Below are 15,371 nucleotides of genomic sequence, written 5' to 3' on the forward strand. Positions count from 1 at the left end.
GATGGGCTGCTGCAGACTCGGGACGCCGCATGTCATGCCGGCATTCCGGTCGCGCCGCGCAGATCCGGGACCGCGCCGGTTCAAGACGCAGGCACCGTCTGCGTCATCCCTGCAAGGAGGACGCCATGGTCACCCGTCGCGATGCCCTGAAACTCTCACTCGGTGCCGGCCTGTCGCTGGCATTGCCCGGCGCGCTGTTCGCCGCCACGCCTGCGCCGATGCGGACGCGCCCGATTCCGTCGAGCGGCCAGCGCATTCCCGTCGTCGGTCTCGGCAGCTCCGCGACGTTTTCGTCGACCGCGCGCGACGACGCATCCGCCCTCAATGAAGTACTGCGCACGCTGGTCGACCAGGGCGGCGCCGTGTTCGACACCGCGCCCAGCTACGGCGCCTCGGAAGCAGTCGCCGGCAAGGCGGTGCAGGATCTCGGCATCGCCGATCGCGTGTTCTGGGCGACCAAGGTCAATGTCGCCGGCCGCGACGCGGATGCGAAGGCCGATCCGGCGGCGGCGCGCGCGCAGATCGAAGCCTCGTTCTCGCGTCTCGGGCGCGACACGATCGATCTGATCCAGGTGCACAACCTGGGCGACATTCCGACCCAGCTCGGCATCCTCAAGGAGCTGAAGGACGCCAAGCGCGTGCGCTACATCGGCGTCACCTCGACCAGCAAGCCGGCGTATCCGAAGCTGATCGAGACGATGCGCAACGAACCTCTGGATTTCATCGGCGTCGACTACGCGGTCGACAACCGCGATGTCGAAGAGACGATCCTGCCGCTGGCGGCAGAACGTGGCATCGGCGTGCTGGTCTATGCGCCGTTCGGCCGCACGCGATTGTGGCAGCGCGTGGGGGAAACGCCGGTGCCGGACTGGGCCGCGGAATTCGGTGCGGCCACCTGGGGCCAGTTCTTCCTGAAGTTCGTGCTGTCGCACCCCGCGGTCACCTGCGTCACGCCGGCGACCAGCCGCGCTTCGAACCTGGTCGACAATCTCGGGGCCGGGCGTGGGCGCCTGCCGGATACCGCGCAGCGCGAGCGCATGGCCAGGCTGATCGAGGCGTTGCCGAGCGCCTGACCCAGTCGGGTCGGCGTTGGCCCTGCACCCCGCGCGGCTTACCGCACGACGCGGGCGAAGCGCGCCGCCTGTGTCGACGACGCCGGACCGCGCGCCGGCTCGGCAAGAGGCTCAGCGCCCAGTGCGGGCAGACCCGCGCCGTCGCCGCAGAAGATCGCGTGCAGTGCGCCGAGCAGCGTGCGCACGCGCGGATCGGCGATCGAGTAGTGGATCGAGCGCGATTCACGCCGGGTCTTGACCAGATCGAACCGGCGCAACTCGGCCAGCTGCTGGGACAGCCCCGGCTGGCGCAGGCCCAGATCGCGTTCGAGATCGGCCACCGACGGCTCGCCCTGGGCGATCTGGCACAGCAGCAGCAGGCGCGTGGGCGTGGCGATCGTGCGCAGCAGTTCGGCCACTTCGGGCACCTGCGCCTTCATTGCGTCCAGGTCGGCGGTCGCCATGGTCATGGCGCCCGCCAGCGGAAGTACCAGGCCTCGTCGTCGGCCGGCTGTACAGCCAGCGCGGCCTCGGCGTCCAGCGGCACGGGTTCGAGCAGGCGACCGCCGGGCTGCCAGCCTTCCGGAGTGGCGGCGCGCTCGCGGTCGGCGGTCTGCAGCGCGGTCACCAGCCGCAGCAGTTCCTCGACCGAACGACCGACCTCCATCGGATACCAGCTCATCGCGCGCACGATGCCTTGCGGGTCGATCACGTAGGTCACGCGTGTCGTCGCGCTGTCGCCGGCAGCGGGATCGACCATGCCGTAGCCGCGTGCGATCGCCATCGACGGGTCTTCGATCACCGGGAATCCGATCGTGACCCCGAAGCGCGTCTGGATGTCGCGCAGCCAGGCCAGATGCGAGAACAGGCCATCGACCGACAGCGCGAGCAGCGCGCAGTCCAGCGCGTCGAAGCGGGCCTGGGCGCGGGCGAAGGCGATGAATTCACTGGTGCACACCGGGGTGAAATCCGCCGGATGCGAGAACAGCAGCACCCAGCGGCCGCGGTAGTCCTCCAGCGCGAGATCGCCCTGTGTGGTGCGGGCGCGGAATGCCGGCGCCGGCTCGTGCAGGCGCAGGGGCGGATGGGCGGGCGAGGCGGGGAGGTCGGGCATGGGCGGTGTGCGGGTCCGGGGCGGCCCACGCTAAAGCCGCGTGGGCAGGATGTCGACGTGGCGCGCACATACTTGCACACTTTCGCAAAGTATGAAAATGTAGCCTCACCTCATCTGGAGCCGTGTCATGTCGCAGCCTGTCGTGCCCTCGACCGCCAACCCGGACGCGCCGCTCGCCGCGGCGCGCGCACTGGTGGAGCAGACCCTGGCGGGCGCACACCCGCGCCCGGTGGTCGCGTCGTTCTTCGACGAGGCCACATTCACGGTGAGTCACGTGGTGCGCGATCCGGACAGCCCGGCCTGCGCGATCGTCGACAGCGTGCTCGACTTCGACGCGCCCAGCGGCCGCACCGCAGACGAGTCGGCGCGCCACCTCATCGACTACGTCGGTGACCATGGTCTGCGCGTCGACTGGCTGCTGGAAACCCATGCCCATGCCGACCATCTGTCGGCTGCGCCGCTGCTGCAGGCGCGGGTCGGGGGACGGCTGGCGATCGGTGCCCACATCACGACCGTGCAGGAGGTCTTCGGCAAGATCTTCAACGCCGGCACGCGGTTCGCGCGCGACGGCAGCCAGTTCGACCAGCTGTTCGCCGACGGCGACCGCTTCCGCATCGGTGGCCTCGAAGCGGTGGCGCTGCACGTGCCCGGCCACACCCCCGCGTGCATGGCCTATGTGATCGGCGATGCGGTGTTCCCGGGCGACACGCTGTTCATGCCCGACTACGGCACGGCGCGCTGCGACTTCCCCGGCGGCGATGCGGCCCAGCTGTACCGCTCCATCCACCGTCTGCTCGCACTGCCCGAGGCGGCCCGCCTGTTTCTGTGCCACGACTACAAGGCGCCGGGACGTGATGCGTTCGCGTGGGAGACGACGATCGGCGCGCAGCGCACCGGCAACGTCCACGTGCGTGACGGCGTGACCGAGGCGGCCTTCGTCGCCATGCGCGAGGCACGTGACGCGACGCTGTCGATGCCGAAGCTGATCCTGCCGTCGGTGCAGGTGAACATGCGCGGCGGCCATCTGCCCGAGCCGGAAGACAACGGCGTGCGCTACCTCAAGCTGCCGGTGGACGCGCTGTGAGCGTCGCCGCGCTGCACTGGGGCTGGCCGGTCGCCGGCGGCTTGATGATCGGCACCGCGGCCGCGCTGTATCTGATCCTTGCCGGCCGGGTGATGGGCGTGTCGGGCCTGCTGGCCGGTGCGACCGGCCTCGGGCCCGGCGGCACGCGCGTGGCGTCGGCCTTGTTCATCGCCGGGCTGCTCGTCGGCACGCTGGTCGCGATGGCGTGGATCCGCATGCCGGCGTTCGAGGTCACCGCGTCCTGGCCGCTGCTGATCGCCGGCGGCCTGCTGGTGGGCTACGGCACGCGGCTGGGATCGGGCTGCACCAGCGGTCACGGCGTCTGCGGCCTGGCCCGGCTGTCGCCGCGCTCGCTGGCCGCGACCGGCGTGTTCATGGCGACCGCGGCCTTGACCGTTTTCGTCGTGCGCCACGGCATCGGGGGTGGCGCGTGATCCGCCTGATCGCGCTGCTCTGCGGCCTGCTGTTCGGTGCCGGCCTGGTGGTCTCGGACATGGTCAATCCCGAACGCGTGCTGGCGTTCCTGGATGTCGCCGGCGACTGGGATCCGGCGCTGGCGCTGGTGATGGGCGCGGCCCTGGTGCCCTCGGCGCTGGCCTATGCCTGGCGCCGGCGTCGACTGCAGCCGCTCGCCGCGGCGGACTTCCACGTGCCCGGCAACCGGCGCATCGATGCGCGCCTGCTCGGCGGCGCCGCGCTGTTCGGCATCGGCTGGGGCCTGGTCGGGCTCTGCCCAGGGCCTGCGATCGCAGCCCTCGTCACGCTGCAGACCCCGTTCCTCGCATTCGCCGCCGCCATGCTCGCCGGCATGGCCCTTCATCGCGCGCTGCACGCGCCCGCCTGATCCCGGAGGGATCCCGATGCCTGCTTACGCCAAGCTCGATGACCGCGTGTCGGTCGCCCCGCAGATCACCCTCGACGACATCCCCGCGATCGCCGAGGCCGGCTTCACCACGCTGATCGGCAACCGGCCCGACGGCGAAGCCGAGGACCAGCCCGACACCGCCGCCCTCGCCGCGGAAGCGCGCCGGCACGGCCTGGACTTCGTGCACCAGCCGGTGGTCGGCAGCGCGATCGACACAGCCGATGCGGACGCGTTCGAGGCCGCACTCGCCCAGGCGCGTGGACCTGTGCTCGCGTTCTGCCGCACCGGCACGCGCTCGACGACGCTGTGGGCGCTGGGCCAGGCGCGGCGGCGTCCGGTCGACGACGTGCTCGCCGACGCCCAGCGCGCCGGCTACGACCTCTCTGCGTTGCGGCCGAAGCTCGAAGCGGCCGCTGCACCGGGCGCGACGTCACGCGACGTGTTCGATGTCGTGGTGATCGGCGGTGGCGCCGCAGGCCTGGCGACGATGGCGAGCCTGCTCAAGCGTCGTCCCGGTCTGCGCATCTGCGTGGTGGACCCCGCCGAGCAGCATGCCTATCAGCCGGGCTGGACGATGGTTGGCGCTGGCGTGTTCGATCTCGATCAGACCCTCCGTCCGATGGCGTCGCTGATTCCCGACTGTGTGACCTGGAAGCGCTCGGCGGCAGCCGCCTTCGATTGCGCGCGCAATGAAATCGCGCTGCAGAACGGCGAGTGCATCGGCTATCGCGTGCTGGTCGTCGCGCCCGGGCTGACGCTGGACTGGGACGGCATCCCGGGCCTGCGCGATGCACTCGGCCGGAACGGCGTGACATCGAATTACCGGCAGGACCTCGCGCCTTACACCTGGTCGCTGGTGCAGCAGCTGCGGCGCGGGCGCGCGCTGTTCACCCAGCCGCCGATGCCGATCAAATGCGCCGGCGCGCCGCAGAAGGCGATGTACCTCTCAGCCGATCATTGGCGGCGGCAGGGGGTGCTGCGTGATGTCGACATCCAGTTCCACACTGCCGGCGCGGTGCTCTTCGGCGTCGAGGCCTACGTGCCGGCGCTGATGCACTACATCGAGCGCTACGCGATCGATCTGCAACTCGGTTCGCGACTGGTGGCGGTCGATGGCGGCGCGCGCAGCGCGACGTTCCAGCGTCAGACCCCTGACGGCGCCGCCACCGAGCAGGTCGTCGGCTTCGACATGCTGCACGTGTGCCCACCACAGCGTGCGCCCGACGTCGTGCGCGGCAGTGCGCTCGCCAACGCGGCGGGCTGGCTGGATGTCGAAGCGGACACCTTGCGCCACGTACGGCATGCGAACGTGTTCGGGCTGGGGGATGCCACCAGCACGCCGAATGCCAAGACCGCCGCGGCGGCGCGCAAACAGGCGCCGGTCGTGGCCGAGAACGTGCTCGCGACGCTCGACGGCCTGCCGCTGCCTGCCGCCTACGACGGGTACGGATCCTGCCCGTTGACCGTCGAGCGCGGAAAGATCGTCCTCGCCGAGTTCGGCTACGGGGGCACGCTGATGCCGACGTTTCCGCGCTGGCTCATCGACGGCCGCAAGCCCTCGCGCCTGGCCTGGCATCTCAAGTCCGAAGCGCTCCCGGCGCTGTACTGGAACGCGATGCTCAAGGGGCGCGAATGGCTGTGCGCGCCCCAGCCCCGCGATACCGCGACGGCGAGCTGAGCGACGATGGACCTCCTGCAGTTGCTGCTGGGCGTGATGTCCGGCGTGCTGGTCGGTTTCACCCTCGGGCTTGTCGGTGGCGGTGGATCGATCCTCGCCGTGCCACTGATGGTCTACGTGGTCGGCGTCGACAATCCGCATGTCGCCATCGGCACCAGCGCGCTCGCGGTGGCGGCGAATGCCGCAATGAATCTAGGCAACCATTCGCGTCGCGGCAACGTGCGCTGGGATTGCGCGGCGGTATTCGCGGCGGCCGGTGTGATCGGCGCCTATGGCGGCTCCACACTCGGCAAGGCGATCGATGGTCAGAAGCTGTTGCTGCTGTTCGCGCTGCTGATGCTGGTCGTCGGCGCGCTGATGCTGCGCGGACGCGGCGCGGGTGGCAACGCGGACGTCCGTCTCGACCGCCGCACCGCCCCGCGCCTGGCCGGGTTCGGTGGGCTTGCCGGCGCGCTGTCGGGGTTCTTCGGGATCGGCGGCGGCTTTCTGATCGTGCCCGGCCTGATCGCCGCAACGCGCATGCCGATGCTGCTGGCGATCGGCAGCTCCCTGGTCGCGGTCACCGCGTTCGGCCTGACCACCGCATTGAACTACGCGCGCTCGGGACTCATCGACTGGACGCTGGCCGGCGTGTTCGTCGGCGGTGGCCTGCTGGGCGGGCTTTTCGGCGCGTCACTGGCCACGCGCCTGTCGCGTTCGCGCGGCGCGCTCAACCTCGTATTCGCGGGGCTGATCTTCGCGGTCGCGCTGTACATGCTCGTGCGCAGTACGCGCGCTTTGCTCGGAAGCTGAGCGCGGGGCTCAGCCTTCTTCTTCGGTTTCGAACTCGACCACGGCGTCGAGATCGAACGCCAGTGCTTCGACGGCCTCGCGGACCTTGCGGCCCGTCGACGGGTTGCCGACCTCGACTTCGATCTCGTGCATCTTCGGTCCGGCGACATCGCTGAGCCCCGCGGAGCTGGAGTCGGCATCGTCCATGTGCGGCATCAGATCGTCGATCTCTTCCACGTGTTCGATGCCTTCCACGCTGGACAGCAGATTGATCACCGCGCGCGCGGTGTCGTCGCTGCCGGTGAGGCGGATGCGGAGCATGGGCATGTCGGTGTCCTTGTGGGGCGGGGATGACGTGCAGGCTAGGCAGCGAAACGGAAAGCCGACGTGACGAGACGCGGGTGCTCGCGCGCGGGTGAATGCCATCGCGTGCATGTCCAGTGGCGGTGTCGATCCGCACGCGGTCGTCGATCGATGAGGTCGGAGACGACGCGTTGTCGCGGACGCGCTCCCGCAGCGCCATCCCGTGGTGGTCCGCAGGTCGTGCTTGATGGCGCCCGCGGCCACATCCGATGACAGCGCGGCCCCCGTTTGGGAAGATCGAGCGCACACCCCGCAGAACGACCGGAAGGCGCACCTGACCATGGATTGGATGAAGACGTTCGCAGTGGGCTGCACCCTCGCGCTCACCGCAGGCGCGAGCACCTCGCCGGAGACCGCCTCGAGCATCACGTCCGTGCGCGCGGTCGAGCTGGCCAACGCGGCCGCACCGGATGGGGTTGCCGGTGTCTTCATCATGGACGTGCGGGGGTCGGAAGCCACCCCGGACGTGACCTATCTCAGTTCCGAACTGGATTACCGCGATCAGCGGAACCTGGCGATCGTGATCACCAGGCCGGCCGCCGAGGCGCTCGAGGTCTCACTCGGTGCGCCTCCCGCGGATGCGCTGCGAGGGCGCAGGATTCTGGTGGAGGGCATCGCCGAGCGCGTGCAGATCTCGTTCTCGTACCAGGGCATTCCCGTTGGCGCGTACTACTACCAGACCCAGCTCAGGGTGACGGACGCATCGCAGATCCGCCTGGTGGACGCGCTCTAGACCGTTCGCTCGAGGGCCCCTGGCGCCAGGCGCTCGAAGGTCAGCGTGGTCTCGCCGTGGTACTGCGTCGGTCCGGTTTCGACGTAGCCGAGTCTGGCGGCCAGTCTGCGCGACGGCGTGTTGTCCGGGTTGATGATGCAGACGCTGCGTCCGCCGAAGGGCTGTGCGTCGAACCAGTCGTGCATCGCCTGCGTGGCTTCCGAGGCGATACCGCGGCCGTGCGCTTCTTGCGCGAACACCCACGCGCCTTCGGGCGAGGCGGCGAAAGCGTTGCCGAGGCCGCGATGGAAATCCGCGAAACCGGCGCCGCCGATACAGCGGCCGGTCTCGCGTTCGATGACCGCGAAGATGCCGAAGCCGAACGCGGTCCAGTGGCCGATGTAGCGCAGCAGCCGGTTCCAGATGTCCTCGTCGCTGGGCACGATCGAGGTGATGTGCCGCATCACCTCGGGGTCACGGATCATCGCCCGGAGCGCGTCGAAATCCTCGATCGCGTGTGGACGCAACAGCAGGCGTCCGGTCTCGATCCGCACCACGCTCAGCCGGCCGGCGGGGTGCGCACCGGCACGCTGATGTTGCACAGGTCGATGTGCCCGGCGGGGCGCACGTACCAGTCGTCGCGACGGTTGCGGCGCGACTCCACCACCGCGTCGAACAGGGGCGTATCGGTGCGCAGCACCTGCAGCGGCGTGCGCTCGGCCGCGGGCACTTCGGAGGCGAGGCGGATGCGGCGGATCGGCGTGCGCTGTGTCGGATCCTCGTAGAAACCCAGCGGGCCGGTGCCGCGCGGCAGCACGCTCAGCAGTTCCATGCCCTGCAGCACGCGGCCGACGGTGGTGATGTTGCGGTCGAGCTGGCGCGGCGACTGGCCGGTGACGATGTAGAGCTCGGTGCCGTTGCTCGAATCGGGCGCCATGTCGCGGCCCGCGCCCAGCGTGCCGTAGCAATGCGCGAGCCACGCGCGGCCGGCGCCGTTCCGGTCGTCGCGCGCGGCCGGAAAGCCGTCGGCGAAACCGGCCTGCGCCGCCCAGCCGTCGGCATCGGGCAGGGCGTGGAACGCGAGCCCGGCAGAGGCGCGGTCGAACTCGGCCGGCAGCTTCGCGCGTGCGCTGCCGATCGGCTTGCCGGGTGCGCCTTCTTCGGTGACGTCGCCGAACTGCACGACGAAGTTGTCCTGCGAGCGGTACAGCGTGAGCCCGTTCCAGAAGCCGCCGCGGGCGAGGGTGCGGATGTTGGCGACGTGTTCGGGCGCGAACGCCGGCGCCAGTTCGATCACCACACGGCCGCCGTCGACGTCCATGTACAGCAGGTTGGCCGGATCGGGCGTGCGCCAGTCCGCGGGCGTGGAGGCGTCCAGCAACTCCTGCGTGGAGCGGGTCTCGGTGGTCGTCGGTGCGCCGGACGTGGCGCAGCCGGCCAGCGCGAGCACGCAGGCGGCGAGGGTGGCAGACAAGGCGTGGCGCGGCAGCTGGCGCATGGATCGATTCCCCGGAAGACAGATCCCGATTGTGGCCGAGTCGATGGTCTGCGTGACTACCGGCACATCCGCTATAGCGAAGTCCGCACTAGTATCTGATCAACCTAGCGGAGGTGGCCCATGGCCGATGCCCCGGATGACAGCGAGCTGCAGCTGCGCAAGTTCCAGAAGGAACTGAGCGCGGGCACGGTGTCGCTGGCGTTGCTGGCGGTGCTGGGCAGTGCGGCCGAGCCGATGTACGGCTACCAGATCGCCAAGCGTCTCGAATCGCTCGACGGCGTGCTCAGCGGCAAGCAGAGCGCGTTGTATCCGGTGCTGCGCAACCTCAGTGCCGCCGGTCTGCTCGACAGCCACGTGGAACCGTCCGTCGCCGGACCGCCGCGCCGTTACTACCGCATCACCGAAGCAGGGCGGACCACCCTGCAGCAGTGGACCGCCGCCTGGCGGGCCACACGGGATTCCGTCGACGCCGTCCTGGAGGGGGAGCGCCAATGAGCAGCATCCGCACGAACTTGCAAACGCCACCGCAGAGCATCCCCGAGTACCTGGAACAGTTGCGCGTCGCACTCACTGGCGCGGATCCCGCGCTGGTGCAGGACGCGCTCTACGACGCCGAGGAATACCTGCGCTCGGAGCTCGCCGAGCAGCCGGGCCGTTCGGAAGCCGACGTCATCGCCTCGGTCGCGTCGAGCTACGGCGCGCCGGACGAGGTGGCCGACATCTACCGCGACACCGAGGTCAAGGTGCAGACCGCGCTGCGACCGCCGGCGCCGAAGCCGCGTACCTCGCTGATCGGCCGCTTCTTCGGCGTCGCCGCCGACCCGCGCACATACGCGTCGATGTTCTACATGGTGCTGTCGCTGGCGACGGGCATCTTCTATTTCACCTGGGTGGTGACCGGCCTGTCGGTGTCGCTGAGCCTGGTGGTCGTGCTGATCGGCATTCCGCTGCTGATCCTGTTCTTCGGCTCGGTGCGGCTGCTGTCGCTGGTCGAGGGTCGTCTGGTGGAAGTCATGCTCGGCGAGCGCATGCCGCGGCGGCCGCTGTATTCGGCGCGCGGGCGCAACTGGCTGCAGCGCATCGGCGACATGTTCACCGACGCGCGCACCTGGAGCACGTTGTTCTACCTGCTGCTGATGCTGCCGCTGGGCATCGTCTACTTCACGATCAACGTCACGCTGCTGTCGCTGTCGCTGAGCATGATCGCCGCACCGCTACTGGTGTGGACGGGCGTGGCGACGTCCGGCGTGAGCGACTTCGGCTGGGCGGTGCTGAACTGGGCACCCGGTGCGGGCCTGTCGACCTCGTTCCCGCTGGTCGCGACGCCGTTGCTGCTGGTCACCGGCGTGCTCACCCTGTTCGCCAGCCTGCACCTGTTCCGCGGCATCGGCCGCATGCACGGCAACATCGCCAAGCACCTGCTGGTGAAGACCGCGCAGTACAGCTGAGCAACCGGTTCTCCGATCCACGAAAAAGGCGCGCCGGTCGAAACCGGCGCGCCTTTTGTGTGCGTGATCCGCGCCTGCGTGGCGCGCGTGATCAGGTCGGCTTCTTTTTCGTCGTCCGCTTCGCAGCTTTCTTGCGTGCGGTCTTCGCTGCCGGCTTCGCCTCCGCCGGGCGCGCGCCCTGCGCATGCGAAGCGATGAACGCGCGCACCTGCGGATACACCTGCGTGCGCCAGCGGCGGCCGCTGAAGATGCCGTAGTGACCCGCGCCCTCGACGGTGAGATGCGCACGATCGGCTTCCGACACCCCGGTGCACAGCGTGTGCGCGGCGCGGGTCTGGCCTTCGCCGGAGATGTCGTCGAGCTCGCCCTCGATCGTCAGCAGCGCGGTGCCGGTGATCTTCGACGGGTCCACGCGCTCGCCGGCCACCACCCAGGTGCCGCGCGGCAGCAGGTGCTGCTGGAACACCACGCGGATGGTGTCGAGGTAGTACTCGGCGGGCATGTCGAGCACGGCGTTGTACTCGTCGTAGAAACGGCGATGCGACTGCGCGTCGTCGTCATCGCCCTTGACCAGGTCGCGATAGAAATCCCAGTGCGATTCCAGGTGGCGCTCGGGATTCATCGCCATGAAGCCCATGTGCTGCAGGAAGCCCGGATAGACCAGGCGACCGCGGCCGGGATAGTTCACGGGCACGGGGTGGATCACGTTCTGTTCGAACCAGGTGTGCGGCTTTTCGGTCGCGAGGTTGTTGACCGCGGTCGGCGACTGGCGGGTGTCGATCGGCCCGCCCATCATCACCAGCGAACGCGGCGTGGCCTCGCCGCGCGCGGCCATCAGCGAGACCGCGGCGAGCACCGGCACGGTCGGCTGGCACACGCTGACCACGTGCAGCGCTTCGGCGCCGATGTGGCGGATGAAGTCCTCGATGTAGGCGATGTAGTCGTCGAGCGAGAACGCACCGGCCTCGGCCGGCACCATGCGCGCGTCGATCCAGTCGGTCACGTAGACCTTGTGGTCGCGCAGCAGGGTGCGCACGGTGTCGCGCAGCAGGGTGGCGTGGTGGCCCGACAGGGGCGCGACGACCAGCACGGTCGGCTGGGCCTTGATGACGTCCAGATGCGCGGGATCGTCGGTATAGCGCTTGAAGCGCAGCAGCTTGCAGAACGGTTTGACCAGCGCGTCGAGCTGCACGACCGGGTAGGTGCGGTCGTTGTCGTCGTTCTCGATGGCGTGGATGCCGAAGTCCGGCTTCTCGTAGTCCTTGCCGATGCGGTAGAGCAGTTCGTTGGCGGCAGAGAGCTGCTCGGCGCCGGGCAGGCTGGACAGCCAGGTGCCGTCGGCGCCGAACGCCTTGGCGTTCGCGTCGGCCAGCAGCGTCCACGGCTTCATCCAGGCGCGGCCCATCTCGTGCATTTGGTAGAACAGCATCGGCATTCCGGTGTGTGGGGTTGCTGCGTCGCAGCATAGCGCATCGCCGGTGACCGGCCGGTGCCGGCACTGTCGCGGTTCAGTCGCGCCAAACCACCGGATCAGACGGTCTCGAGGGACGTCGCCGCGTCGGCCAGCTGCGGCGACAGCCAGCAATGCGAACCGAGCGCGCGGAAGCCGGCGTCGGTGAAGCGGCTGCGGTAGAAGCGCGCCGGACGCTGCTTGAAGCCGTCGGCATCGCCTTCCGCGCCGTCCTCGCGAGTGAAGCACTCGAGGAATGCGACGCCGCCGGTGAGCTCGGCCAGGCCGGGCAGGCCGCGGTCGAGTTCGCGCGTCTCGAGGTAATGCAGCACATCGCTGCAGACCAGCAGGTCCACCGGCGGGCAGGGGCGCAGCATGGCGAAATCGGCGAAGCGCGCGTGGTGCAGGTTGCGCGCGCGACCGAAGCGCGACACCGCATAGTCGCTGGCGTCGAATCCCAGGTACTGCACGTTCGGCCGCAGCTTGAGCAGCGGCGCGCGCCACGCGCCTTCCCCGGCGCCGATGTCGAGCACGGTCCGCACTGGCCGTTCGAGGTGGTACTCGGCGGTCGCGACCGCGAGCGCGACCTTGCGCGCCAGGCGCGCAGGGCCGCCGATAGCGCCGGCGCGGTACCAGCGGTCGAAATAGGCGCGATCGTAATGCTTGGACATCGGGAGGCCGGTTGCATGCGGGACGCGCATTCTAGGCGCTGCCGGCGCTGCGACCGGAAGTCGCAGGCGGCTGCCGCGTGCGATGGACGTGCACGGTCGTGCGATCCTTGTCCGTCAGCCGAGGAGCCAGCGCGATGCAAGCCTATCTGTGGGTCAAGACCTTCCATCTGGTGTTCGTGATGGCGTGGATCGCCGCCGCGTTCTACCTGCCGCGCATCCTGATCAACCTGGTCGAGGCCGGCGACACCGTCGACGTGCGTGCGCGTCTGGTGCTGATGGGCCGCCGTCTGTACCGCTTCGGCCACGTGATGCTGGGGCTGGCGCTGGGCCTTGGCGTGGTGCTGTGGATGGGCTACACCGTCCTCACCGATTTCCCGACGATGGCGCCCATGGGCGGCGGCGCCGGCTGGTTGCACGCCAAGCTGGGCCTGGTCGTGCTGCTGGTGGTGCACTACGTCGTCGCCGGTCGCTGGCTCAAGGGGGCCGACCGGGGCCGCCCGCTGCCGTCGACCCGGACCCTGCGCTGGTTCAACGAAATTCCGGTGCTGCTGTTGGTCGCCGTGGTGTGGCTGGTGCTCGCCAAGCCGTTCTGAGCGTGAGACCCGGGCGCGGCCTGCACTGCGCGTCCGTCGCGGCCGGCGGCCCGGCCGACGCGTCAGCCCTTCGACCGCGTGCGATGGACGTCGTGCGTCGCCATGCCCCGCGCGCGGTCCGGCAGCGCGAAGTACTGCGGATGCGCCAGGGTGCGATCCATGTCGCGCCGGCCACTGTCCCAGTGTTCGCGCAGCGGGATATGGCCGAAGGCGTAATCCTTGTTCTGCTGTTCGTGCGGCTTGGTCTGGTAGATCAGGTGGATCACATTGAACACGCGGTCGTCGAGATACGGCGACAACGCGTCTTCGAGATGTGCGGGCAGCACGCGGTCGGGCAGATGCGCGATCAGCTCCTTGAGCGAGGTACGCAGGGTCTGCGCCATTTCCACCATGCGCGTGCCGTGTCGCGTGCGGCTGGAGAAACGGATGTCCTTCGCACGCTCGAGCACGTCGAGCATCGACAGCGGCGCCGCGCCGCGCGCGCTCCACAGGTCCACCTGGAACACCAGCGTGTCCTCGTGCGGGCGGCAGTCGAGGATGTATTCCAGCGGCGTGTTGGAGACAATGCCGCCATCCCAGTAGGGCTCGCCGTCGATCTCCACCGCCGGAAACGCCGGCGGCAGGGCGCCCGAGGCCAGGATGTGTTCGACCCGCAGGGGTTCGAGCGCGCTGTCGAAATAGCGGAAGTTGCCGCGGGTCACGCTGGTGGCGCCGACGGTCAGGCGCACGTTGCGGTCGCGGTTGATGCGGTCGAAATCGACGAAGCGCAGCAGCGTGTCGCGCAGCGGCGCGGTGTCGTAGAAGCTCGTCGCCGCGTCGCTGCCGTCGCCGGGCACGAGAAACGGCGAGATGGGCCGCGCTTCGAAGAAGCCGCGCTGGCCCTGCAGCAGCGCGCCCATCGCGCTCATGCCGCGCGCCCACGACAGCAGCATCGGATCTTCCGGCAGGCCGGCGATCGCGGTGCGGATCGCCAGCGCCGGCAGCGACATGGGCCCGGCCGGTTCGGTGATCGTCTGCCAGAACGCCTGCAGCTGCGCGACGCGGTCTTCGGGCGCGTTGCCGGCGAGGATCGCCGCGTTGATCGCGCCGATGGAAATGCCGGCATACCAGTTCGGCGCGATGCCCGCCTCGTGCAGGCGCTCGTAGACGCCGCACTGGTAGGCGCCGAGCGCGCCGCCGCCCTGCAGCACCAGGGCGACGGTGGGGTAGCGCGCGACCTCGCGGCGGACCGCTGCTTCGCTCACTGCATGTACCAGCCGTGGCTCACGACCAGGCTCTGGCCGGTCAGCGCGTTGGTCTCGAACGCGGCCAGCATCAGCGCGACGTTGGCGACATCGTCGACGGTCGTGAACTCGCCATCCACGGTGTCCTTGAGCATCACGTTCTGGATCACCTCGTCCTCGCTGATGCCCAGCTCCTTCGCCTGTTCGGGAATCTGCTTGTCGACCAGCGGCGTGCGTACGAATCCGGGGCAGATGACGTTGGCGCGCACGCCGTAGGCCGCCGCTTCCTTGGCGACCGTGCGGGCCAGGCCCAGCAGGCCGTGCTTGGCGGTGACGTAGGGCGCCTTGAGCTTGGACGCGGTATGCGAATGCACCGAGCCCATGTAGATGATCGCGCCGCCGGTCTTGCGCGTCTCCATGTCGCGCAGGCACTCGCGCGTGGTGAGGAACGCGCCGTCGAGATGGATGGCGAGCATCTTCTTCCAGTCGGCGTAGCTGAAGTCGGTGAGCTTGTTGACGATCTGGATGCCGGCGTTCGACACCAGCACGTCGACCCGGCCGTAGTGCGCGACGGCCTTGGCGATGCCGTCGACCACCTGCGCCTCGTCGGTGACGTCCATCGCCACCGCCAGCGCATCGCCGCCGGCGTTGCGGATCTCGTCGGCGGTCGCCTCGGCCGCGTCGAGCTTGAGATCGGCGATGACGACCTTGCCGCCGGCCTGGGCGTAGACCTCGGCGATGCGCTTGCCGATGCCGCTGGCCGCGCCGGTGACCACGCAGACCTTGCCGTCGAGTCGATTCATGGGTGCCGCTCCGCTTCGAATGGGGATGCGGGCAGCTTAGCCCCTC

Annotated in this window: 18 protein-coding genes and 1 pseudogene; 10 read left to right on the top strand and 9 right to left on the bottom strand. The window is 69.4% G+C overall.

What is annotated here, in order from left to right:
* Window positions 1-125 precede the first annotated feature (125 nt).
* Window positions 126-1,073, top strand: a complete 948-nt coding sequence (locus CURTO8I2_RS02635; protein WP_159678438.1) for an aldo/keto reductase — start codon at window positions 126-128, stop codon at window positions 1,071-1,073.
* 140 nt (window positions 1,074-1,213) lie between these two features.
* Here CURTO8I2_RS02635 and CURTO8I2_RS02640 read toward each other — a convergent pair.
* Together CURTO8I2_RS02640 and CURTO8I2_RS02645 are read right to left on the bottom strand one after the other, a co-directional pair.
* Window positions 1,214-1,492: pseudogene (locus CURTO8I2_RS02640) on the bottom strand (metalloregulator ArsR/SmtB family transcription factor); the annotation flags it as partial.
* A gap of 26 nt (window positions 1,493-1,518) precedes the next feature.
* Window positions 1,519-2,166, bottom strand: a complete 648-nt coding sequence (locus CURTO8I2_RS02645) for a peroxiredoxin (protein ID WP_159678442.1) — start codon at window positions 2,164-2,166, stop codon at window positions 1,519-1,521.
* 127 nt (window positions 2,167-2,293) lie between these two features.
* Here CURTO8I2_RS02645 and CURTO8I2_RS02650 point away from each other — a divergent pair, with 127 nt between their 5' ends.
* From CURTO8I2_RS02650 to CURTO8I2_RS02670, 5 genes are read left to right on the top strand one after another with little or no spacing between them, the layout of a single operon-like run.
* Entirely contained in the window at window positions 2,294-3,250 is a 957-nt protein-coding gene (locus tag CURTO8I2_RS02650; RefSeq protein WP_159678444.1) for an MBL fold metallo-hydrolase, read from the top strand.
* A gap of 11 nt (window positions 3,251-3,261) precedes the next feature.
* Window positions 3,262-3,684: a YeeE/YedE family protein gene (locus CURTO8I2_RS02655; protein ID WP_201295521.1), complete on the top strand. Its 423-nt coding sequence runs from the start codon at window positions 3,262-3,264 to the stop codon at window positions 3,682-3,684.
* The gene (locus CURTO8I2_RS02660; RefSeq protein WP_159678447.1) at window positions 3,681-4,094 is read left to right on the top strand and encodes a DUF6691 family protein; all 414 of its coding nucleotides are present in this window, start codon (window positions 3,681-3,683) and stop codon (window positions 4,092-4,094) included. Before CURTO8I2_RS02655 ends, CURTO8I2_RS02660 begins: the two co-directional genes overlap by 4 nt.
* A 16-nt stretch (window positions 4,095-4,110) precedes the next feature.
* The gene (locus CURTO8I2_RS02665) at window positions 4,111-5,793 is read left to right on the top strand and encodes a bifunctional protein tyrosine phosphatase family protein/NAD(P)/FAD-dependent oxidoreductase (RefSeq protein WP_159678448.1); all 1,683 of its coding nucleotides are present in this window, start codon (window positions 4,111-4,113) and stop codon (window positions 5,791-5,793) included.
* Window positions 5,794-5,799: 6 nt separating this feature from the next.
* Window positions 5,800-6,585, top strand: coding sequence for a sulfite exporter TauE/SafE family protein (locus tag CURTO8I2_RS02670; RefSeq protein WP_159678450.1), 786 nt, complete (start codon window positions 5,800-5,802; stop codon window positions 6,583-6,585).
* 9 nt (window positions 6,586-6,594) lie between these two features.
* On the opposite strand, the gene CURTO8I2_RS02675 is transcribed toward CURTO8I2_RS02670, so the two are convergent.
* On the bottom strand, window positions 6,595-6,891 hold the full coding sequence (locus CURTO8I2_RS02675; RefSeq protein WP_159678452.1) for a hypothetical protein: 297 nt from the start codon (window positions 6,889-6,891) through the stop codon (window positions 6,595-6,597).
* 316 nt (window positions 6,892-7,207) lie between these two features.
* Between CURTO8I2_RS02675 and CURTO8I2_RS02680 the strand changes: the two genes are divergently transcribed.
* Complete coding sequence (locus tag CURTO8I2_RS02680) at window positions 7,208-7,660, top strand: hypothetical protein (RefSeq protein ID WP_159678453.1); 453 nt, start codon at window positions 7,208-7,210, stop codon at window positions 7,658-7,660.
* Here CURTO8I2_RS02680 and CURTO8I2_RS02685 read toward each other — a convergent pair.
* Together CURTO8I2_RS02685 and CURTO8I2_RS02690 are read right to left on the bottom strand one after the other, a co-directional pair.
* Complete coding sequence (locus CURTO8I2_RS02685) at window positions 7,657-8,241, bottom strand: GNAT family N-acetyltransferase (RefSeq protein WP_159678455.1); 585 nt, start codon at window positions 8,239-8,241, stop codon at window positions 7,657-7,659. The genes CURTO8I2_RS02680 and CURTO8I2_RS02685 overlap by 4 nt on opposite strands.
* Complete coding sequence (locus CURTO8I2_RS02690) at window positions 8,199-9,137, bottom strand: peptidylprolyl isomerase (protein ID WP_159678457.1); 939 nt, start codon at window positions 9,135-9,137, stop codon at window positions 8,199-8,201. The genes CURTO8I2_RS02685 and CURTO8I2_RS02690 overlap by 43 nt, the downstream gene beginning before the upstream one ends.
* 120 nt (window positions 9,138-9,257) lie before the next feature.
* Between CURTO8I2_RS02690 and CURTO8I2_RS02695 the strand changes: the two genes are divergently transcribed.
* Both CURTO8I2_RS02695 and CURTO8I2_RS02700 read left to right on the top strand, forming a co-directional pair.
* Window positions 9,258-9,632, top strand: a complete 375-nt coding sequence (locus CURTO8I2_RS02695; RefSeq protein ID WP_159678459.1) for a PadR family transcriptional regulator — start codon at window positions 9,258-9,260, stop codon at window positions 9,630-9,632.
* Window positions 9,629-10,585, top strand: a complete 957-nt coding sequence (locus CURTO8I2_RS02700) for a sensor domain-containing protein (protein WP_159678461.1) — start codon at window positions 9,629-9,631, stop codon at window positions 10,583-10,585. Before CURTO8I2_RS02695 ends, CURTO8I2_RS02700 begins: the two co-directional genes overlap by 4 nt.
* Before the next feature lie 91 nt (window positions 10,586-10,676).
* On the opposite strand, the gene phaZ is transcribed toward CURTO8I2_RS02700, so the two are convergent.
* Both phaZ and CURTO8I2_RS02710 read right to left on the bottom strand, forming a co-directional pair.
* A complete protein-coding gene (gene phaZ, locus CURTO8I2_RS02705) occupies window positions 10,677-12,020 on the bottom strand; it encodes a polyhydroxyalkanoate depolymerase (RefSeq protein ID WP_201295471.1) in 1,344 nt (447 codons plus the stop codon).
* Window positions 12,021-12,115: 95 nt separating this feature from the next.
* Entirely contained in the window at window positions 12,116-12,706 is a 591-nt protein-coding gene (locus CURTO8I2_RS02710) for a class I SAM-dependent methyltransferase (RefSeq protein WP_159678462.1), read from the bottom strand.
* A 134-nt stretch (window positions 12,707-12,840) separates the two neighbouring features.
* Between CURTO8I2_RS02710 and CURTO8I2_RS02715 the strand changes: the two genes are divergently transcribed.
* Window positions 12,841-13,299 (top strand): CopD family protein, encoded by a 459-nt coding sequence (locus CURTO8I2_RS02715; protein ID WP_159678464.1) that lies wholly within the window; start codon window positions 12,841-12,843, stop codon window positions 13,297-13,299.
* 62 nt (window positions 13,300-13,361) lie between these two features.
* On the opposite strand, the gene CURTO8I2_RS02720 is transcribed toward CURTO8I2_RS02715, so the two are convergent.
* Entirely contained in the window at window positions 13,362-14,543 is a 1,182-nt protein-coding gene (locus tag CURTO8I2_RS02720) for a patatin-like phospholipase family protein (protein ID WP_159678466.1), read from the bottom strand.
* Window positions 14,540-15,325, bottom strand: a complete 786-nt coding sequence (locus tag CURTO8I2_RS02725; RefSeq protein WP_159678468.1) for a 3-hydroxybutyrate dehydrogenase — start codon at window positions 15,323-15,325, stop codon at window positions 14,540-14,542. Before CURTO8I2_RS02725 ends, CURTO8I2_RS02720 begins: the two co-directional genes overlap by 4 nt.
* Window positions 15,326-15,371: the final 46 nt, after the last annotated feature.

This window comes from Luteimonas sp. 9C, assembly GCF_902506295.1.
Taxonomy (GTDB): Bacteria; Pseudomonadota; Gammaproteobacteria; order Xanthomonadales; family Xanthomonadaceae; genus Luteimonas.